Source organism: Streptomyces sp. NPDC016459 (assembly GCF_040632845.1).
GTDB lineage: Bacteria > Actinomycetota > Actinomycetes > Streptomycetales > Streptomycetaceae > Streptomyces.
This window is the reverse complement of sequence record NZ_JBEYCR010000003.1, coordinates 277,037-295,812: the sequence shown is the minus strand read 5'-3', so window position 1 is coordinate 295,812 and position 18,776 is coordinate 277,037. Positions and strand designations below refer to the sequence as shown.

The 18,776-nt window shown below is 72.5% G+C and carries 18 protein-coding genes; 6 read left to right on the top strand and 12 right to left on the bottom strand.

Going from position 1 to position 18,776, the window contains the following annotated elements:
- Positions 1-38 precede the first annotated feature (38 nt).
- The 8 genes from ABZ567_RS11550 to ABZ567_RS11515 form a co-directional block, all read right to left on the bottom strand.
- Positions 39-686 carry a TetR/AcrR family transcriptional regulator gene (locus tag ABZ567_RS11550; protein ID WP_360787124.1) on the bottom strand — a complete coding sequence of 216 codons (648 nt, stop codon included), beginning with the start codon at positions 684-686 and terminating at the stop codon, positions 39-41.
- Between the two features lie 113 nt (positions 687-799).
- Positions 800-1,585, bottom strand: a complete 786-nt coding sequence (locus ABZ567_RS11545; RefSeq protein ID WP_360787121.1) for an ABC transporter ATP-binding protein — start codon at positions 1,583-1,585, stop codon at positions 800-802.
- Positions 1,578-2,507, bottom strand: coding sequence for an ABC transporter permease (locus ABZ567_RS11540; RefSeq protein ID WP_360787119.1), 930 nt, complete (start codon positions 2,505-2,507; stop codon positions 1,578-1,580). The genes ABZ567_RS11545 and ABZ567_RS11540 overlap by 8 nt, the downstream gene beginning before the upstream one ends.
- A gap of 48 nt (positions 2,508-2,555) precedes the next feature.
- Positions 2,556-3,401, bottom strand: a complete 846-nt coding sequence (locus tag ABZ567_RS11535; RefSeq protein ID WP_360787631.1) for a glycosyltransferase — start codon at positions 3,399-3,401, stop codon at positions 2,556-2,558.
- Positions 3,402-3,448: 47 nt separating this feature from the next.
- Positions 3,449-4,228, bottom strand: a complete 780-nt coding sequence (locus ABZ567_RS11530) for a CDP-alcohol phosphatidyltransferase family protein (RefSeq protein ID WP_360787116.1) — start codon at positions 4,226-4,228, stop codon at positions 3,449-3,451.
- Positions 4,206-5,267 (bottom strand): iron-containing alcohol dehydrogenase family protein, encoded by a 1,062-nt coding sequence (locus ABZ567_RS11525; RefSeq protein ID WP_360787113.1) that lies wholly within the window; start codon positions 5,265-5,267, stop codon positions 4,206-4,208. The genes ABZ567_RS11530 and ABZ567_RS11525 overlap by 23 nt, the downstream gene beginning before the upstream one ends.
- The gene (locus tag ABZ567_RS11520; protein ID WP_360787111.1) at positions 5,255-5,992 is read right to left on the bottom strand and encodes a phosphocholine cytidylyltransferase family protein; all 738 of its coding nucleotides are present in this window, start codon (positions 5,990-5,992) and stop codon (positions 5,255-5,257) included. Before ABZ567_RS11520 ends, ABZ567_RS11525 begins: the two co-directional genes overlap by 13 nt.
- Positions 5,989-7,770 (bottom strand): DUF5941 domain-containing protein, encoded by a 1,782-nt coding sequence (locus ABZ567_RS11515; protein WP_360787628.1) that lies wholly within the window; start codon positions 7,768-7,770, stop codon positions 5,989-5,991. The genes ABZ567_RS11520 and ABZ567_RS11515 overlap by 4 nt, the downstream gene beginning before the upstream one ends.
- A gap of 415 nt (positions 7,771-8,185) precedes the next feature.
- Between ABZ567_RS11515 and ABZ567_RS11510 the strand changes: the two genes are divergently transcribed.
- The 3 genes from ABZ567_RS11510 to idi all read left to right on the top strand — a co-directional run bounded on the left by ABZ567_RS11510 (position 8,186) and on the right by idi (position 11,055).
- The gene (locus ABZ567_RS11510) at positions 8,186-9,127 is read left to right on the top strand and encodes a cation diffusion facilitator family transporter (protein ID WP_360787108.1); all 942 of its coding nucleotides are present in this window, start codon (positions 8,186-8,188) and stop codon (positions 9,125-9,127) included.
- Between the two features lie 204 nt (positions 9,128-9,331).
- Positions 9,332-10,105 (top strand): class I SAM-dependent methyltransferase, encoded by a 774-nt coding sequence (locus tag ABZ567_RS11505; protein ID WP_360787106.1) that lies wholly within the window; start codon positions 9,332-9,334, stop codon positions 10,103-10,105.
- Positions 10,106-10,434: 329 nt separating this feature from the next.
- Complete coding sequence (idi, locus tag ABZ567_RS11500; RefSeq protein ID WP_360787103.1) at positions 10,435-11,055, top strand: isopentenyl-diphosphate Delta-isomerase; 621 nt, start codon at positions 10,435-10,437, stop codon at positions 11,053-11,055.
- On the opposite strand, the gene ABZ567_RS11495 is transcribed toward idi, so the two are convergent.
- On the bottom strand, positions 11,021-11,542 hold the full coding sequence (locus ABZ567_RS11495; protein WP_360787625.1) for an ATP-binding protein: 522 nt from the start codon (positions 11,540-11,542) through the stop codon (positions 11,021-11,023). The two genes, idi and ABZ567_RS11495, sit on opposite strands and share 35 nt — an antisense overlap.
- A 130-nt stretch (positions 11,543-11,672) precedes the next feature.
- A complete protein-coding gene (locus ABZ567_RS11490; protein ID WP_360787100.1) occupies positions 11,673-12,359 on the bottom strand; it encodes a DUF308 domain-containing protein in 687 nt (228 codons plus the stop codon).
- Between the two features lie 66 nt (positions 12,360-12,425).
- Here ABZ567_RS11490 and ABZ567_RS11485 point away from each other — a divergent pair, with 66 nt between their 5' ends.
- A complete protein-coding gene (locus ABZ567_RS11485; RefSeq protein ID WP_360787098.1) occupies positions 12,426-13,169 on the top strand; it encodes an enoyl-CoA hydratase/isomerase family protein in 744 nt (247 codons plus the stop codon).
- A 55-nt stretch (positions 13,170-13,224) separates the two neighbouring features.
- On the opposite strand, the gene ABZ567_RS11480 is transcribed toward ABZ567_RS11485, so the two are convergent.
- Both ABZ567_RS11480 and ABZ567_RS11475 read right to left on the bottom strand, forming a co-directional pair.
- Positions 13,225-13,869: a DJ-1/PfpI family protein gene (locus ABZ567_RS11480; RefSeq protein ID WP_360787095.1), complete on the bottom strand. Its 645-nt coding sequence runs from the start codon at positions 13,867-13,869 to the stop codon at positions 13,225-13,227.
- Positions 13,870-13,871: 2 nt separating this feature from the next.
- Positions 13,872-14,867 (bottom strand): DJ-1/PfpI family protein, encoded by a 996-nt coding sequence (locus tag ABZ567_RS11475; protein WP_360787092.1) that lies wholly within the window; start codon positions 14,865-14,867, stop codon positions 13,872-13,874.
- Positions 14,868-14,991: 124 nt separating this feature from the next.
- Between ABZ567_RS11475 and ABZ567_RS11470 the strand changes: the two genes are divergently transcribed.
- On the top strand, positions 14,992-15,858 hold the full coding sequence (locus ABZ567_RS11470) for a hypothetical protein (protein ID WP_360787089.1): 867 nt from the start codon (positions 14,992-14,994) through the stop codon (positions 15,856-15,858).
- Between the two features lie 401 nt (positions 15,859-16,259).
- Complete coding sequence (locus ABZ567_RS11465) at positions 16,260-18,758, top strand: Tex family protein (protein ID WP_360787086.1); 2,499 nt, start codon at positions 16,260-16,262, stop codon at positions 18,756-18,758.
- The last annotated feature ends 18 nt before the right edge of the window (positions 18,759-18,776 follow it).

Sequence of the window (18,776 nt, the reverse complement as noted above, 5' to 3'; positions counted from 1 at the left end):
CCCCGCACATCGCAAGGGAGTTCGGCGCGGTAGGCGGCTCAGAGGGCGCGCGCGCCGGAGACCACCATGGCGAGCGTCGTCTCGACGACGGCGTTCCTGCGCTGGACGGGAAGGCGCCGAAGCGGGCCGTCGACCAGGAGAAGTGACAGTCCGTGCACGGCCGACCACGCGGCGGCACCACTGACGGCGCGGGCGCCCTGGCGGGCGGTGCCGCGGCGGGTGAGCGCCTCGAGCGCCTCCCCGAGCAGGGTGAACGCGCGGATCTCGGGCTCGGCGGGCTGCCGCTCCGCCGCCGCTCCGGCCGTCCCCGCCGGGCGGGGGACGCAGAACGCGGCCCGGTAGAGGCCGGGCTGGTCGAGGGCGAAGCCGACGTATCCGCGGCAGAGGGCCGCGACCCGGCGTTCGGCCGCGAGGGTGGGGTCGTCGGCGCCGGGCTCGCGGGCGGCGGCGCGCTCCATGGAGTCGGCGAGGCGGCGCCGGGCGTGGGTCCTGACGGCGCGCAGGAGTTCACCGCGTCCGTCGAAGTGCCGGTAGGCGGCGGTGGGCGAGACTCCGACCCGTCGGGCCGCCTCGCGCAGGACGACCCGCTCGGGGCCGCCCTCGGTTGCGAGGTCGACGGCCGCGCAGATCAGCGCGTTGCGCAGGTCGCCGTGGTGGTAGGTCTTTCCCCCCGAGAACGCTGCCATGGCCTCATCCTGCCCGAAGTTAACCGCATGAACATTCCAGCCGCCGGTACGACGCGCGGAAACCGGAACCGCCCCCGCCGACGACGGCGGGGGCGGTTCGGAAGGACTCGGGGTCAGCGGGCGGTCTCGCGCTCGTACGCCTTGAGGACCTCGTCCGTGGGGCCGTCCATCAGGAGTTGCCCCTTCTCCAGCCAGAGCACCCGGTCGCAGGTGTCCCGGATGGACTTGTTGCTGTGGCTCACCAGGAAGACCGTGCCGGCCTCCTTGCGGAGTTCGCGGATGCGCTCCTCGGAGCGGATCTGGAACTTGCGGTCACCGGTCGCCAGCGCCTCGTCGATGAGGAGGACGTCGTGGTTCTTGGCCGCCGCGATGGCGAAGCGGAGCCTGGCACCCATACCGGAGGAGTACGTCCGCATGGGCAGGCTGATGAAGTCGCCCTTCTCGTTGATGCCGGAGAAGTCGACGATGCCCTCGTAGCGGGAGCGGACCTCCTCGCGGCTCATGCCCATGGCGAGGCCGCCGAGGATCACGTTGCGCTCACCGGTGAGGTCGTTCATGAGGGCCGCGTTGACGCCGAGGAGCGAGGGCTGCCCGTCGGTGTAGACCTTGCCGCTCTCGGTGGGCAGCAGACCGGCGATGGCGCGCAGCAGCGTCGACTTGCCGGAGCCGTTGGAACCGATGAGGCCGATGGCCTCGCCGCGGTAGGCGGTGAAGGTGACACCCCGGACGGCGTGGACCTTGCGGACGCCGCGGGAGACCTCGGCCTTGCCGCGGCCGACGATCCGGCTGAGCGCCGCGGTGGCGCTGCCCTTGCCTCCGCCGCCGGCGTTGACGCGGTAGACGATGTGGACCTCGTCGCAGATGACGGTGGGGACGTTGCTCCGGTCGGTGTCAGCCACGGCCGTACCTCTCCTCGGCCTTCCAGAAGTAGACGAAGCCGCCGATGCCGAAGACCAGCGCCCAGCCGAGGGCGGTCATCCAGACGTGGTCCGGCAGGTTCTGCGCGCTGTAGCCGTCGATGAGGGCGAAGCGGATCAGGTCCATGTAGACGGCGGCCGGGTTGTACATGAGGATGTCGGCGATCCAGGCCGGCTTGTCGGAGAGCATCACCGGGATCGAGAACATCACGCCGGACGCGTACATCCAGGTCCGCATGACGAAGGGCATCAGCTGGGCGAGGTCGGGCGTCTTGGAGCCCATCCTGGCCACGATCATGGCGAGGCCCACATTGAACACGAACTGCAGGAGCAGCGCCGGGATCACGAGGAGCCAGCGGAACGAGGGGTAGCTGCCGAAGGCGATCGCCACCGCCACGAGCACGATCATCGAGAACAGCAGCTGCTGGAGCTGCTGGAGCGAGAAGGAGATCGGCAGGGTGGCGCGGGGGAAGTGCAGGGCCCGGACGAGTCCGAGGTTGCCCGAGATCGCCCGGACGCCCGCCATCACGGAGCTCTGGGTGAAGGTGAACACGAAGATGCCGGTGACCAGGAAGGGGATGTAGACCTCCTTGGTCATCCCTTGTCCCGCGCCCAGGATCAGCCCGAAGATCAGGTAGTAGACCAGGGCGTTCAGCAGCGGGGTCGCCACCTGCCACACCTGGCCCAGCTTGGCCTGGCTGTACTGCGCGGTCAGCTTGGCAGAGGAGAAGGCCAGGATGAAGTGGCGGCGGCTCCACAGCTCACGGACGTACTCGAACAGCCCGGGCCGGGCGCCACTGACGGAGAGGCCGTACTTCGCCGCCAGCGCGGCCGGAGCCAGGCCCTCGTCGACGGACGGAGGCGCGCTCGTCGCGACCGCCCCGCCCTGGTGTGTGTCACTCACAGTCGAAACTTTCGTGTTCAAGATGCGCGGCACGTCGGTACCACGATGTCAGACGACCGGGGGGCGACCCAGCCGGGTCAGCCGCCACACCGTACGCCACCTCATGGGGCGGCGCGGTCCGCAGGGGGTCGTCCAGCCCTCGCGGAGACCGCCGCACCACGCCTTCAGCGCGGGGAGCGGGGGCCGCCGGGCCAGGGTGAGCAGGAGCCAGACGCCGAGATAGACCGGCACCAGGGGCGCGGGCAGATTGCGACGTGCCAGCCACACTCGGTTGCGGGCCACGTTGAAGTGGTACGAGGCGTGCCGGGACGGGGCTGTGGTGGGGTGCAACAGCACCATGTCGGAACGGTAGTCGATCATCCAGTCGGCGTCGAGCGCGCGCCAGGCGAGGTCGGTCTCCTCGTGCGCGTAGAAGAACTCGCCCGGCAGTACGCCCACTTCGGCGAAGACCTTGGTGCGGACCGCGTTGGCGCCACCGAGGAAGGTGGTCACCCGCGAGGAGCGCATCGGGTCGGACGCGCGCAGTCGCGGCACGTGCCGGCGCTGGGTGAGCCCGGTCTCGGGGTCGGCGATGCGGAAGGTGACGATGCCGAGGCGCGGGTCGGCGGTGAAGGCCTGCCGGACCAGTTCGGCGGTGTCCGTGTGCGCGAGCAGCCCGTCGTCGTCGAGGAACATCAGGACGTCGACGTCGGTGCCGCCGGGGCCGAAGGCCTCGATGCCGACGTTCCGGCCGGCGGGGATGCCGACGTTCTCCGGGAGGTCGACGGTCCGCACCCAGTCGGGCACCCCGGTGACCGGGGTGCCCTGCCCGACGACGACGACCTCGACCCGGTCGCCCTCCTGCGCGGCGACCGAGTCGATCAGCGCGCGCAGCTCGTCGGGGCGGTCGCCCATCGTGATGACGACGGCTCCCACCTTGAGCGGCGCGCCCGCGGACGGTCTCACTTCAGCCTGCTGGAAACCATGATCGACACGAGGTGGAGCACGGTCTGGAGCAGCGCGATGCCGGCGAGGACGGCGACGCCGACCCGGGAGAAGAACAGGTCGCCGCGGACCTGGTCCGCGATCGCCAGGACCACGATCAGGAGCGAGGCCTCGATGCCGAGGACGAGCCGGTGGAACTTGAGCGCCGCCGCGGCCCTGCGGGCCAGCGCCATGCCGGAGGAGCGCGGCTCGGACGCCGCCTCCTTGACCGGCGGCAGACCGCCCTGGTGACGGGCGACACCGACGAGGTCGGTCTCGGCCTTGATCAGGATGGCGCCGAGGGCGGCGAGCGTCCCGAGGAAGGCCCACAGCCAGTCGATCCGGCCGGAGCCCCACAGGTCGGCGGCGCGCAGGCCGAAGCCGACGAGCACGGCCGCGTCGCACAGGTACGCGCCGACCCGGTCCAGGTACACCCCGCCGAGGGAGAACTGCTTCTTCCAGCGGGCCACCTCGCCGTCGACGCAGTCGAGCAGCAGGTAGAGCTGGACCATGAGCGCGCCGAGCAGGGCGCCCGGGATCCCCGGCACCAGCAGCGCCGGGGCCGCGAGGACGCCCGCGAGGGTCATGACGTAGGTGAGCTGGTTCGGCGTGATCCGGGTGCCGACGAGCCGGCGGGTGATCCGGAGCGAGATCTCCCGCATGTACAGGCGGCCGCCCCAGTGCTCACCGCTGCGCCGGTCCTTCACACCGGGGGGGTGGACGACCGGTCGGAGCTCAGCTACCGATGGCTTTTGCATAGTCGGCGTACGCGTCCCTGATCTCGTCGTCGGACAGGTCGAGGTGTTCGAGGATGGTGAAGCGGCCCGGTCGGGTCTGCGGGGCGAAGGACACCGCCCGTACGAACTCGTCCACGGTGAAGCCCATCTCCTCCGGCCGGACGGGCAACCCGTGCCGGCGGAGGGTCTCCACCATCTGCGCGGACCCGTCGCGGGCGCCGCGCAGGTGCATGGCGAAGGCCGCTCCGAGGCCGCACTGCTCGCCGTGGCTGGCGGCGCGGGCCGGGAAGAGCAGGTCGAAGGCGTGGCTGATCTCGTGGCAGGCGCCCGAGGAGGGGCGGCTGTCGCCACTGATCGACATGGCGATGCCGGACATCACCAGGCCTTCGGAAAGGGAGACGAGGAAGTCGTCGTCGCCGACGCCGCCGGGGTGGCGGAGCACGGCCTCGCCCGCGCTGCGGGCCATGGCGGCCGCGAGGCCGTCGACGGGCTCGCCCGTCACCTCGTGGGAGAGCTCCCAGTCCGCGATGGCGGAGATGTTGGAGACGGCGTCGCCGATGCCGGAGCGGACGTAGCGGACCGGCGCCTCCCTGATCACGTCCAGGTCGATGACGAGGGCGATCGGGGTGGGCACGCCGTAGGAGCCCCGGCCGTTGTCGTTGTCCAGGGTCGAGATCGGGGAGCAGATCCCGTCGTGCGACAGGTTGGTGGCGATGGCCACCAACGGCAGCCCGACCCGGGCCGCCGCGTACTTCGTCACGTCGATGATCTTGCCGCCGCCGAGGGCGACCACGGCGTCGTACCGCTTGCCGCGCATGGCGTCGGCGAGCTTCACGGCCTCGTCGATGGTGCCGCCCGCGACCGGGTACCAGTCGGCACCCGGCAGCTCGGCGGCGAACTGGTCACGCAGCTTGAGGCCCGAGCCGCCGCTGATGGCGACGGCGATCTTGCCGTTGCTGGAGATCCGCTGGTCCGCGAGGAGCGCGGACAGGTCGTCCAGCGCTCCCCTGCGGATGTCGACGACGACCGGCGAGGGGATCAGCCGAGTCAGTACTGGCACGCGATCTCACGGCCCTTCGCGAGGTCGTCGTGGTTGTCGATCTCGACCCACTTGACGTCGCCGATGGGGGCCACGTCGACGGTGAAGCCGCGGTGGACGAGCTCCTGGTAGCCGTCCTCGTAGTACAGGTCGGGGTCGCGCTCGAAGGTGGCCTTGAGGGCGTCCGCGAGCTCCTCGGCGGCCTCGGCCTCGATGAGGGTGACGCCGATGTACTCGCCGGTGGCGGTGGCCGGGTCCATGAGCTTGGTGATGCGCTGGACGCCCTTGCCCTCGGCGGTGATGACCTTCATCTCCTCGTCGGCGAGGTTCTTCACCGTGTCGAGGGCGAGGATGATCTTCTTGCCGTCGCCGCGGGCGGCGAGCAGGGTCTCCTCGACGGAGACCGGGTGGACGGTGTCGCCGTTGGCGAGGATCACACCCCGCTTGAGGACCTCACGGGCACACCACAGGGAGTAGGCGTTGTTCCACTCCTCGGCCTTGTCGTTGTCGACGAGGGTGAGCTTGAGGCCGTACTTCGCCTCCAGGGCCTCCTTGCGGTCGTAGACGGCCTCCTTGCGGTAGCCGACGACGATCGCGACCTCGGTGAGGCCGATCTCGGCGAAGTTCTTCAGCGTCCCGTCGAGAATCGTCGTCTCGCCGTCGACGGGCACGAGGGCCTTCGGAAGGGTGTCGGTGTAGGGGCGCAGACGCCGTCCGGCACCGGCTGCCAGTACGAGACCGATCATGCTGTTTCTCCTTCGTCGTGAACGGCGGGTGCTCCGGAGGAGACCCAGAAGCGGACGGACTCCACGAGCACCACCAGCGCGACGGCGACCGCGAGGGCGGTCAGTGCCAGGGTGAAGTCGTCGCCGCGGTCCGCCAGCAGGGCGGCGAGGACGGCCACCAGGAGCGTGCGCCCCTCGTGTCCGCCGGTGACGCGCGCCAGCCAGGCGGGCGGCGCGCCGGTGCCCCCGCGAATGCGGTACACCGTGTCGTAGTGATGGTAGGCGACCGCCGCGACCAGCCCGAACGCCGCCGGGAGGGCGTGCGCGGAGCCGGAGTGGGCGGCGAGGACGAGGACGGTGGTGTACTCGGCGGCGCGGAAGAGCGGCGGTACGAGCCAGTCGAGGGCGCCCTTGAGGGGGCGGGAGACGGCCGCGCCGGCGAGCACCACGTACAGGACCGCGATGACGACGGTCTGCCGGTCCCCGAAGGGGCGGGCCAGGACGGTGGAGAGCAGCACGGCGGTCGCGATGGCGGCGAGGACGACGCCGGGGCCGAGGAGGCGGGTGCGGGCCGGCGCGCGGGCGACGATCCCGGCGAGCGGGCCGGAGTCGGCGAGGTCGGCGAGGGCCTGGGCGGCCCGGTCGGTCCTCCTCGCCTTGCGTGTCAGGGAGCGCAGGACGCGGCCCGCCGTGGTGTAGCAGGCACCGAAGGCGCAGCCGATGATCAGCGCCCAGAAGACGACCCGGGGGCTGGTGACGGCGGTGAGGACGGCGATCATCGCCCAGCGCTCGCCGATCGGCAGGATGATCATGCGGCGGGCCCAGACGGTCCAGCCGAGGCTGTCGAGCCGGTCGGAGAGGGCGGCGGTGGGGCTCGTGTTGGCCGTGGCGTCGTGGTTGGCCTCGTTGAACGAGAAGTCCACGACGTGCCGGCAGGTCATGAGGATCATCGCGCCGAGCGCCAGGGCCCACACGTCGTCGCCGTCGCGGGCGGCGCCGAGGGCGAGGCCCGCGTAGAAGGCGTATTCCTTGGCGCGGTCGAAGGTGGCGTCGAGCCAGGCGCCCATCGTCGAGTACTTCAGCGCGTACCGGGCGAGCTGCCCGTCGGTGCAGTCCAGGACGAAGGAGACGAGGAGGAGGACGCCGGCGGCGATGTAGCCGCCGCGCTCGCCGGTCGCCGCGCAGCCGGCCGCGATCAGGGCGGTGAGCAGGGAGGCGGTGGTGACCTGGTTGGGGGTCAGTCCGCGGCGCGCGCACCAGCGGGCGATGTAGCGCGAGTACGGGCTGATGAAGAAGGTGGTGAAGAAGCCGTCGTGGGCCTTGACGGCCGAGCGGAGGCGTACGGCCTCGTCGTCGACGGCGTCGACGGCGGCGCGGGCCTCGTGGCGGGCCTCCGGGTCGGCGGGCACGGTGGCGACGAGGGTGCCGAGCTGGGGCCGGTGCACGGCGACGCCGTCGGCGTCGAGGGCGTCGGCGAGCGTGCCGGGGAGGTCGTCGGTGGCCGTGGCGTCCCTGAGCGCGCGGCTGAGCGCGGGGCGGGCCCCGCTCTGCGCGGTGAGCGCGCCGGGGGCGGCGGCCGCGGGGAACCGCGGGTCGGTGAGGGCGAGGCGCAGCGCGTGCAGGTGGCCGACGAACCGGGGGTCGACGAGCGCGACGCGCTCACCCGCCGGGACGGCTGCCAGCAGGGCGGCGGCCTCGTCGGCGCCGGAGGCTGCCTTGACGTCGAAGCCGAGCGACCGCAGATCACCGTCGAGCGAGGATCCGGGTGCCGGCGGGCCGGTGAGGATGGCGGTCGACAGACGAACTCACTCCTTGGAGCTGACGGAGGGGCCGGCGGGGCCCATGGCGGCCCCGGGCGCGGCGGTGCGGCCCGGCACCGGGCGGCGGCACGTCGGCTGAGGCTATCGGATGAACGGAGCGTGAGTTCACCGAGGCTTCGCGGGCAGGACTCCCCCGGGCCCACCCGCGTCCTCGCGGGTGCGCCTCGCCCCGCGATGATCATCATGGGTGATCGGAGGCCCGCCGGACGAACCACGGTCGACCGGCGCCGCGAGAGCCTTCGGGGGCGGGTTCGCGCCATACTCCGCAGTTCGCGCATCACCGCAGATCAGAGCATATGACAACGGTGTTCAGTGCCGTGTTGCGCATACCCCCCACCCGTAGTTGACTGGCTGATCGGGGCACCTGCGACCACACGATCTGGAGGCCATTTCCATGGGGGCTGGACACGACCACGGGCACAGCCACGGCGGCCCGCCGCCGACCGGCACCGCGGGGGCCGCGTACAAGAACCGACTGCGGATCGCACTCGGCATCACGCTCTCCGTGATGGTGATCGAGATCATCGGCGGTCTGCTCGCGGACTCGCTGGCCCTGATCGCCGACGCGGCGCACATGGCGACCGACGCGGTCGGCCTCGCGATGGCGCTGCTCGCGATCCACTTCGCCAACCGGCCTCCCTCGGGGAACCGCACCTTCGGGTACGCGCGGGCCGAGATACTCGCGGCGCTCGCCAACTGTCTGCTGCTGCTCGGAGTCGGCGGCTACGTGCTGTACGAGGCGGTCCAGCGGTTCGTCGAGCCGGCCGAGACCAAGGGCGGTCTCACGATCACGTTCGCGGCGATCGGTCTGGTCGCCAACGTGATCTCGCTGTCGCTGCTCATGCGGGGCCAGAAGGACAGCCTCAATGTGCGCGGGGCGTACCTGGAGGTGCTGGCGGACGCGCTCGGCTCGGTCACCGTGATCATCGCGGCCGGCATCATCCTGGCCACCGGCTGGCAGTACGCCGACCCGATCGCCTCGATCGTCATCGGCCTCATGATCGTCCCCCGGACGGTCAAACTGCTGCGCGAGACCCTGGACGTGCTCCTGGAGGCGGCACCCAAGGGCGTCGACATGGCCGAGGTACGGGCGCACATCCTGGCCCTGCCGGGGGTCGAGGACGTGCACGACCTGCACGCCTGGACGATCACCTCGGGGATGCCCGTGCTCTCGGCGCACGTGGTCGTGGACCAGGGCGCGCTGGACTCGGTCGGCCACGAGAAGATGCTGCACTCGCTCCAGGGGTGCCTGGGCTCGCACTTCGACGTGGAGCACTGCACCTTCCAGCTGGAGCCGGTGGGGCACGCGGAGCACGAGGCGAAGCTCTGCCTGTGAGGCCCCGGATCACCTGCGCCTGTTAGTCTTTTCGTACGAACGTGTGGTGAGAGGAGCTGAGGTTGATGACCGTCGCGATGAAGGCTGCCCGCAGCGGCAGCGCCCGGTCCTCCCTCGGCCTCCGGGTCTCCGGCTGACCTGATCCCGGTTTCCACCGGTCCGTCACGTCGTCGGCCGGGGCCCTCACACAAAGGGTTTCCCACGTTGTCCGACAACGCCATGCACGACTCCTTCTTCGCCCTGCACCACGGTCTCCCGCGGCAGGGTCCCGGCTCCGACACCACGACCCGTCGACTCCTCACGCTCGCGTGCGGGTCTCCCGAGGGGCGCGGCGGGGGGTTTCCGGAGCGTCCGCGCGTGCTCGACCTGGGCTGCGGCCCCGGCCGTTCCGCGCTGCTCCTGGCCGCCGAGGCGGGCGCGGAGGTGACCGCCGTCGACACCCACGAGCCGTTCCTCGCGGAGCTGCGGGAGTCCGCCGCCGCCCACGGGCTCGACGGCTCGATCCGCACCCTCCGCGCCGACATGGGCGCGGTGCCGTTCCCCGACGGCTCCTTCGACCTGGTCTGGGCCGAGAGCTCGGTCTTCGTCCTCGGCTTCGACCGGGCGCTCGCCGAGTGGCGCAGGCTGCTGGCGCCCGGGGGCACGCTGGTGCTCACCGAGTGCGTCTGGACCACCGGGGAGCCGGACCCGGTGCCCCGCGCCTTCTGGGAGGAGCACTACCCGCTCCGTACCGTCACCGAGAACGCCCGGGCGGCGGTCGAGGCCGGCTACCGGGTCCTCGGGACCTTCATCCAGCCCGACAGCGACTGGGACGAGTACTACGGTCCCCTGGCCGTACGCGCCGAGGCCGCGGACACCGGTGTGCCGGGCATGGCCGAGGCCGTGGCCGGGGCGCGCGCCGAGATCGCGCTGCGGCGCGAGCACGGCTCCGACTACGGGTACGCCGGATTCGTCCTGCGGCCCACGGATCCTCGCTGACTCACCCGCGCGGAGACCGCCGAGGACGATCCTGCGGGTTGGGGTTCGTACGTGCGTCCGCATAGGGGATCAGGCCAGGTTTCGAGGTTCCGGACGAGCGATGACGGCACTCGTCCTGGACGACTCCGTCCCCGTTCCCTCGGGCACGATCGCCTGTCCGGCGGCTTTCGGGGTCCAGCCGCTCGCGTCGCCCCTCCCCTCCCGCCGCACCGGTGGTACTCCGGTGCGGCGGGAGCGGCCGCGTCCGGCCGCCGAAGTGCGGACAAGCCGCTTTTGTGCGGCAGACTGTGGTGGCCCCACCGGGCCGAGGACCGATGCGAAGGATGGGTATGCCGACCACACCAGCCACCGCGGCTCAGATCTCGCCGGAGATCACGTCGAACGGTGTCCAGCCGTCCGGAGTCCCGGCTCCGATCCTGCTCGAACTGGTCGACGAGGACGGGACGACGATCGGCACGGCCGAGAAGCTCGCCGCGCACCAGGCGCCGGGGCTGCTCCACCGCGCCTTCTCGGTCTTCCTCTTCGACGAGTCGGGCCGGCTGCTGATCCAGCGCCGGGCGCTCGGCAAGTACCACTCCCCCGGCGTCTGGTCGAACACCTGCTGCGGCCACCCCTACCCGGGCGAGGCGCCGTTCACGGCGGCCGCCCGGCGGACCTTCGAGGAGCTGGGCGTCTCGCCCACGCTGCTCGCGGAGGCGGGCACCGTCCGCTACAACCACCCGGACCCGGCCTCGGGTCTGGTGGAGCAGGAGTTCAACCACCTCTTCGTCGGTCTGGTGCAGGCCGAACTGCGGCCGGACCCGGAGGAGGTCGGTGACACCGCCTTCGTGACCGCCGCCGAGCTGGCCGAGCGCCACGCCGCCGCGCCGTTCTCCGCCTGGTTCATGACGGTGCTCGACGCGGCGCGGCCGTCCGTCAGGGAACTGACGGGTCCGTCCGGGGGCTGGTGACGACCGGCTGGTGGATCACGGCCTCCGGCCCCGGTGCCATCGGGGCCAGGGGCAGTGCCGCCCAGATGATCTTGCCGCCGCTCGCGGTGTGCTCGACGTCGCAGGCGCCGCCGGACTCCTGGGCGACCTCGCGGACAAGCAGCAGTCCACGGCCACCGGTCTGCCCGTAGTCCGCCTCCAGGGCCTTCGGGCGGTACGGGTGGCTGTCCTCGACGGACACCCGGACCCATTCGGGGCCGATGGCCACCTCGACCGCTATCTCCGGCGACAGCAGCGCCGCGTGCCGGACGGCGTTGGTGACCAGCTCGGAGACGATCAGCAGCAGTCCGTCCATGATCTCCTCATGGACGGGGACAGCCTGGCGGACCAGCAGGTCGCGTACGGCGTGCCGGGCCTGCGGGACGGAGACGTCGACCGCGGCAGCGGTGAAGCGCCAGACTCCTTCGTAGGACGGGTGCCGGGCGGGGCCACCGCCGTGGGTCTCCACGGTACGGTTCCCACCCTCGTGCTCGATTCTCGCCACGGATCGAGTCTTGGCAATGTGCGGGGGTCGACCGGCCTACTGACCAGAAGTCGACACGTATCGGCCACTTTCCGATCGTTTGAGTATGCCCATGTCAGTTACTCGACTGGTCAGTTGCACTTTCTGACGATTCCGGAGCCGTGGGCGAGGTCGGGGTTGAGGGTGGGGCCGGGGTCGGGGTGGGGGTCACCAGGCTGACGATCCTCCGCCCGCCGACGCCGATCGCGATGAGGCCGAGCCCGTCGAAGAGCAGTGCGAGCGAGAAGAAGAGCCCGAGGACGTACCGGCTGCTGTGCGGCCAGTCGAACAGGACGAGCAACCCGAGGAGCAGGCCGAAGGCTCCCTGGAGGAGGGTCCAGCCGAACTGCGGCCCGCGCACCACCACACTGCCGACCAGCCGGAAGACACCACCGGTCAGGAAGAGCAGCGCGGCGAACATCGTCAGCGCCTCCGCCGAGCCCTCCGGGTGGCGGAGCACCACGAGGCCGGCGGCGATGTTCAGGGCGGCCACCACGACGGCGAGCCAGAAGTAGCTGGTGCCCCGCGACTGGATGGCCTGGAGCAGACCCACGGCGCCGCCGATCAGCAGCAGCCAGCCGAAGAGCAGCATCGACGTCAGGGTGGCGAGGCCCGTGTAGACCAGGCCGACGACTCCGCCGATGACGAGCAGGATGCCGAGTGCGGCGAGCCAGCCGAAGCTGCGGTTGAGCCGTTTCCCCTCGCGTGCCATGTCCCGGAGGGAGTCCGGGTCCTCGTGTGTCTCGTGGGCGTCCTCGGCCATGCGGTGCCTCCTCGGGACGGCCCCTTCCTGATCGTACGTTCGGCCGCGGCGGATAGCATCCGGCCCATGGAGCCGCAGCTGAAGGACAGCGTCACGGACGGGATCGCCACCCTCGTCATCGCCAACCCCGCCAAGCGCAACGCGATGAGCGCCGGCATGTGGCGCGCGCTGCCCGGCGTACTGGCGCGGCTCGCCGTCGACCCCGCGGTGCGGGTCCTGGTCGTGACCGGCGAGGGCGACACCTTCTGCGCCGGGGCGGACATCTCGGGGCTGCGGGAGCCAGGGGACGAGCAGCAGACGCTCGCGGTGCGGGCCGAGGAGGCCCTCGCGGCCTTCCCCAAGCCGACCCTCGCCGCCGTCCGGGGCTTCTGCGTCGGGGGCGGCAGCCAGCTCGCCGCCGCCTGCGACCTGCGGTTCGCCGAGGAGGGAGCACGCTTCGGGATCACCCCGTCGAAGCTCGGGATCGTCTATCCGTCCTCCTCGACCCGCAGGCTCGCCGCCCTGGTGGGCCCTTCGGCTGCCAAGTACCTGCTTTTCTCCGGCGAGTTGATCGACGCGGAACGGGCGCTGCGGACCGGGTTCGTGGACGAGCTCCATCCGGTGGGCGCACTGGACGAGCGGGTGGCCGAGTTCGCGCGGGTGCTGGCCTCGCGCTCGCTCCTGACGCAGGCGGCGGCCAAGGAGTTCGCCGACGGGCGCCAGGACCGGGACGCCCACTGGGACGCGCAGGCACGCGGCAGCGGCGACACCGCGGAGGGGGTCGCCGCCTTCCTGGAACGCCGCGCGCCCCGCTTCACGTACGGGCTCTGAGCGTCCCCTCGCGTACGAAGCCTGAGCGCCCCGCCTCACGCACGGCCTCCGAGGCTCAGTCCTCCCGTGCGAGCGAATCGACGGGCTGTCCGCGCCAGTGCGCGACGATCGCGGCGGGGGCCTTCTCCGGTGAGCCGGCGTCGTACGGCGGCTGCGGGTCGTACTCGGTGAGCAGCTGGATCGTCTGCGCGGTCTCGTCCCCCGCGATCCGGCCGAGCAGGTGCAGGGCCATGTCGATGCCGGAGGAGACCCCGGCGGCCGTGACGTACTTGCCGTCGAAGACGACCCGCTCCCCGGTGGGTTCGGCGCCGAGGACCCTCAGCTCCTCGTGGGCGAGCCAGTGGGTGGTGGCGCGGCGGCCGCTCAGGAGCCCGGCGGCGCCCAGGATCAGGGAGCCCGTGCAGACCGAGGTGGTCCAGGTGCTGGTCCCGTCCGCGGTACGGAGCCAGACCTGGATCTCCGGGTCGTCCATGGCCTGCCGGGAGCCGGGCCCGCCGGGCACGAGGACGATGTCCGGGTGCGGGACCTCGGCGAGGCTCTTGTCGGCGACGAGCGCGAGACTGCCCTGGTCGTTCCTGATCGGGCCGGCCTCCTTGGCGACGAAGACGGTCTCGGCTCCGGGCAGCCGGGCGAGCAGTTCGTACGGGCCGACGGCGTCGAGGGTCGTGAAGCCCTCGTAGAGCAGGACGGCGATCTGCATGGTCATCCCTTTCGGTGGGCGGGCGGTCGGTCGGGGACCGCGCGGAAGCGGCGGCGGTACTCCGCCGGGGCGGTCCCCAGGGCTTTGAGGAAGGCGCGGCGCATCGCCTCGGGGGTGCCGTAGCCCGAGGCGCGGGCGACCTCCTCGACACCGCGCGAGGTGTCCTCCAGGAGCCGGCGCGCGTGTTCGAGCCTGACCCGGTCGACGTAGCGGCCGGGCGGGGTGCCGGTCTCCGCGTGGAAGGCGCGGGCGAAGTGGCGGGGCGAGAGCCGGGCCCGGGCGGCGAGCGCGTCGACGGAGAGGTCCGCCTCGGGGTGCTCGGTGATCCACTGCTGGAGGTCGCGCAGCGGCTCCCGGCGGGCGGTCTGGGCGGACAGCTGGGCGCTGAACTGGGCCTGGTTGCCGGGGCGGCGCAGGAAGACGACCAGATGGCGGGCGACGGTGAGGGCCACGTCCCGGCCGAGGTCCTCCTCGACCAGGGCGAGCGCCAGGTCGATGCCGGCCGTGACCCCGGCGGAGGTGGAGAGCCGGCCGTCCCGTACGAAGATGGGGTCCGGGTCCACCTCGACCTCGGGGTAGTGGCGGGCGAGGTGATCGCAGGTGGCCCAGTGGGTCGTCGCCCGGTGTCCGTCGAGGAGCCCGGCCTCGGCGAGGAGCAGCGCCCCGGTGCAGACGGAGACCAGACGGCCGGCGCTCGGGGCGTGGGTGCGCAGCCAGTCGATCAGGGCGGGGTCCGGGTCGCGGGTGCCCTCGCCGCCGGGGACGACGAGGGTGTGCGGGGGGCTGGAGGCGACCGCCTCGGCGAGGGTGCTGTCGGGGAGCAGACGCAGTCCGCTGTGCGTACGGACCGGTCCGCCGTCCAGGGAGGCCGTGCGGAGCGTGTACGCGGAGGGATCCCCGGCGGCCCGGCCGGCACCGGCGAACACCTCGAAGGGGCCGGTGACGTCGAGGCTCTGGGCACCGTCGAAGAGGACGACGAGAACGGGTCGCTGCGTCATGCCCACCATCCTTCGCGGGTCCCGGAGCGTCTGCAACGACGGGGATCCCACCTTTCCTGCCATCGGGCGACGCGGGCGGCCGCCCCCTGTTCCCGTCGTACCGACCAGTCGGTAACGTGGGTCCATGACGACCTCTCTCCCCCCGCGCGCCGGACGTCGCTGCCACAACGCGGTCAACACGGTGCACACCACGCTCTACTTCTCGCCCGACCTCGACCGCGAGCTCGGCGCGCTCGGCATCACCGACACCTCCGCCGCACGGCTCGCCGCGCGCAGTGCGGTGCTCGGCGCCGTCGGCCCCGGCACCGTCGGCGCCACCTTCTACAACTACAACCACGAGCTGCTCGCCCGGCACCTGCCCTCCGTCTGGGAGACCGCCTCTCCCGCGGCCGTCCTCGACGCCCGGCTGCGCGCCGCCGACACGACCCTGCGCCGGCTCCTCGGCGCGGAGACCATCGCGTCCCCGGAGATGGCCGAGGCCGCGGAGCTGGCCCTGCGCGCCACCGAGGCCTGCACCCGGCACGCCCGGCCGCTCTACTCGGCCAACGCCGACCTGCCGGTGCCGCAGGCCCCGCACCTCGCCTACTGGCACGCCGCGACCCTGCTGCGCGAGCACCGGGGCGACGGCCACCTCGCGGCCCTGCTCACCCTGGGCCTCGACCCGATCGAGGCGGTCGTCTCCCACACGGCGACCGGCAGGGCCATGAGCCCGCGCTGGTTCCTCGGCAGCCGCGGCTGGCGGCGCGCCGACTGGGAGGCGGCGGGCGAGCGGCTGCGCGGACGCGGGCTGCTCGACGCCGACGGCGAGCTGACCGAGGCCGGGGCCCGGCTGCGGGAGGACGTGGAGGAGACCACGGACCGGCTGGACGCCGCCCCGTACGAGCACCTCGGCGCGGCCGGGGTCGAACGGCTCACCGAACTGGCCCGCGGCTTCGCCGTCTCGGCGTCCGGCGCGGGCGCCTTCCCGGCGGACCTGCTCGGCAAGGGCTGAGACGCGGAGGACGGCCGTTGGGGCGCCGGGGGGGGCGACACCGGGGCGCGGGGGCCCGTCGCCGGGGTGCGGGGGCCCGGCATGGAGGCGCGGGGGCCCGGCACGGAGGCGCGGCGGTCCGGACACTGAGGCCCGGGGGCCTTTCTCGCGCTGAGGCGCGGGTCACGGCACGGAGACGCGGCGGTCCCGGGAACCCGCGCCCTCACACCGCGGCACGGCGATCCCGGGACCTAGCGCCCTCGCACCGCGGCACGGCGGTCCCGCACCGCCGCCCGGCGGCCCGGGCGCCCGGCCGCGGCCCTCCCGGCGCGCGCGTAAACGGGTCGGATGCCGCGTACGGGTGAACGACCCGGCACAATGCACTCGCAAGCTTGAGGCACGAGAAGGCGAGTCGGGACACCGTGACGACGTCCATCGAAGCAAGGATCGCCGAGGAGCTCGGCGTACGCGACCGACAGGTGAGAGCAGCCGTCGAGCTGCTCGACGGCGGTTCGACCGTGCCGTTCATCGCGCGCTACCGCAAGGAAGCGACGGAGATGCTCGACGACGCGCAGCTGCGCACCCTGGAGGAGCGGCTGCGTTATCTGCGCGAGCTGGAGGACCGCCGCTCGGCGGTCCTCGACTCGGTACGCGAGCAGGGCAAGCTGACGGAGGAGCTGGAGGCCCGGATCCGGGCCGCCGACACCAAGGCGCGCCTGGAGGACATCTACCTGCCCTTCAAGCCGAAGCGCCGGACCAAGGCGCAGATCGCGCGGGAGGCCGGTCTCGAACCGCTTGCGGACGGGCTGCTGACCGACCCGTCGGTGGAGCCGACGGCCGCCGCCGCGGCCTTCGTGGACGCGGACAAGGGCGTCGCGGACGCCGCCGCGGCCCTCGACGGCGCACGCGCGATCCTCGCGGAGAGGTTCTCCGAGGACGCCGACCTCATCGGGGAGCTGCGCGAGCGCATGTGGGGCCGGGGCCGGCTCGTGGCCAAGGTGCGGGAGGGCCGGGAGGAGGCGGGGGCGAAGTTCGCCGACTACTTCGACTTCGCCGAGCCGTTCACGGCACTGCCCTCGCACCGGGTGCTCGCCATGCTGCGCGGTGAGAAGGAGGACGTCCTCAGTCTCGACCTGGAGCCGGAGGAGCCCTCCGAGACCCCCGGCCCCTCCTCGTACGAGGGGATCGTGGCGCACCGCTTCGGCGTGGCCGACCGGGGGCGCCCCGGGGACAAGTGGCTCCAGGACACCGTCCGCTGGGCCTGGCGGACCCGCATCCTGGTTCACCTCGGCATCGATCTGCGGCTGCGGCTGCGGACGGCCGCCGAGGACGAGGCGGTCCGGGTCTTCGCCGCGAACCTGCGCGACCTGCTGCTCGCCGCGCCGGCCGGCACCCGGGCGACGCTGGGCCTCGACCCCGGCTTCCGTACGGGGGTGAAGGTCGCCGTGGTCGACGCGACCGGCAAGGTCGTCGCCACCGACACGATCTACCCGCACGTGCCCGCCAACAAGTGGGACCAGGCCCTGGACAGGCTGGCGCGGCTCGCGAAGGAGCACGCGGTCGAGCTGGTCGCGATCGGCAACGGCACCGCCTCCCGCGAGACCGACAAGCTGGCCGCGGAACTCCTCGCCAGGCACCCCGAGTTGAACCTGACCAAGGTGATGGTCTCGGAGGCGGGCGCCTCGGTCTACTCGGCCTCCGCGTTCGCCTCGCAGGAACTCCCCGAGCTTGACGTGTCGTTGCGCGGTGCCGTCTCCATCGCCCGACGGCTCCAGGACCCGCTCGCGGAGCTGGTGAAGATCGACCCGAAGTCCATCGGTGTCGGCCAGTACCAGCACGACCTGGCCGAGGTGAAGCTCTCCCGCTCGCTCGACGCGGTCGTCGAGGACTGTGTGAACGGCGTCGGCGTCGACGTCAACACGGCCTCCGCGCCGCTCCTTTCACGGGTCTCGGGCATCAGCTCCGGGCTCGCGGAGAACATCGTCGCGCACCGGGACGCCAACGGCCCCTTCCGCTCCCGCCGGGCGCTCAAGGACGTCGCGCGGCTCGGCCCGAAGGCGTACGAGCAGTGCGCGGGCTTCCTGCGCATCCGGGGCGGTGACGATCCGCTCGACTCCTCCTCGGTGCACCCGGAGGCGTACCCGGTGGTGCGCCGGATGGTGAAGGCGACGGGCGGCGAGGTCGCGGCCCTCATCGGTGACACGGGCAGGCTGCGCTCGCTGCGGGCGGACGACTTCGTCGACGAGACCTTCGGTCTGCCGACCGTGACGGACATCCTGCGCGAGCTGGAGAAACCGGGCCGCGACCCGCGACCGGCGTTCAGGACGGCCACCTTCAAGGAGGGCGTCGAGAAGATCGGCGACCTGGAGCCGGGGATGGTCCTCGAAGGGGTCGTGACCAACGTGGCCGCCTTCGGGGCGTTCGTCGACGTCGGTGTGCACCAGGACGGTCTGGTGCACGTGTCCGCGATGTCGAAGAACTTCGTCAAGGACCCGCGCGACGTGGTGAAGCCCGGCGACGTGGTCAAGGTGAAGGTCCAGGACGTGGACATCCCGCGCAAGCGGATCTCGCTGACCCTGCGGCTCGACGACCAGGCCGCCGCCGAGTCCCCGGACGGGGCTCCCCGTCGCGAGCGGGGCGAGCGGTCCGGGCGACCGCCGCAGCAGCGGCAGGGCGGTGGCGGCGGCCGGGGCGAGCGCGGGAACCGGGGCGGGCAGTCCGACCGTGCCGGACAGGCCGACCGTGGCCGGGACAACCGGGGCGGCGGCGGTCCGGGCGACCGGAACGGCCGGGGCGGGCAGCCCGAGCGGGGCGGCCGGGACCGCGCCTCGTCGCCCGCGTCCGCGCCCGCGAACAGCGCGATGGCCGACGCCCTGCGCAAGGCGGGCCTCCTCGGCGAGGGCGGCGGCAAGCGCCGCTGACCCCTCATGGGGCGAGGC

Coding starts and splice junctions, on each gene's coding strand:
- ABZ567_RS11550 (WP_360787124.1), bottom strand. CDS start 686: ATGGCAGCGTTCTCGGGGGGAAAGACCTACCACCACGGCGACCTGCGC.
- ABZ567_RS11535 (WP_360787631.1), bottom strand. CDS start 3,401: ATGGGCGACCGCCCCGACGAGCTGCGCGCGCTGATCGACTCGGTCGCC.
- ABZ567_RS11530 (WP_360787116.1), bottom strand. CDS start 4,228: ATGCAAAAGCCATCGGTAGCTGAGCTCCGACCGGTCGTCCACCCCCCC.
- ABZ567_RS11520 (WP_360787111.1), bottom strand. CDS start 5,992: ATGATCGGTCTCGTACTGGCAGCCGGTGCCGGACGGCGTCTGCGCCCC.
- ABZ567_RS11510 (WP_360787108.1), top strand. CDS start 8,186: ATGGGGGCTGGACACGACCACGGGCACAGCCACGGCGGCCCGCCGCCG.
- idi (WP_360787103.1), top strand. CDS start 10,435: ATGCCGACCACACCAGCCACCGCGGCTCAGATCTCGCCGGAGATCACG.
- ABZ567_RS11490 (WP_360787100.1), bottom strand. CDS start 12,359: ATGGCCGAGGACGCCCACGAGACACACGAGGACCCGGACTCCCTCCGG.
- ABZ567_RS11485 (WP_360787098.1), top strand. CDS start 12,426: ATGGAGCCGCAGCTGAAGGACAGCGTCACGGACGGGATCGCCACCCTC.
- ABZ567_RS11480 (WP_360787095.1), bottom strand. CDS start 13,869: ATGCAGATCGCCGTCCTGCTCTACGAGGGCTTCACGACCCTCGACGCC.
- ABZ567_RS11475 (WP_360787092.1), bottom strand. CDS start 14,867: ATGACGCAGCGACCCGTTCTCGTCGTCCTCTTCGACGGTGCCCAGAGC.
- ABZ567_RS11470 (WP_360787089.1), top strand. CDS start 14,992: ATGACGACCTCTCTCCCCCCGCGCGCCGGACGTCGCTGCCACAACGCG.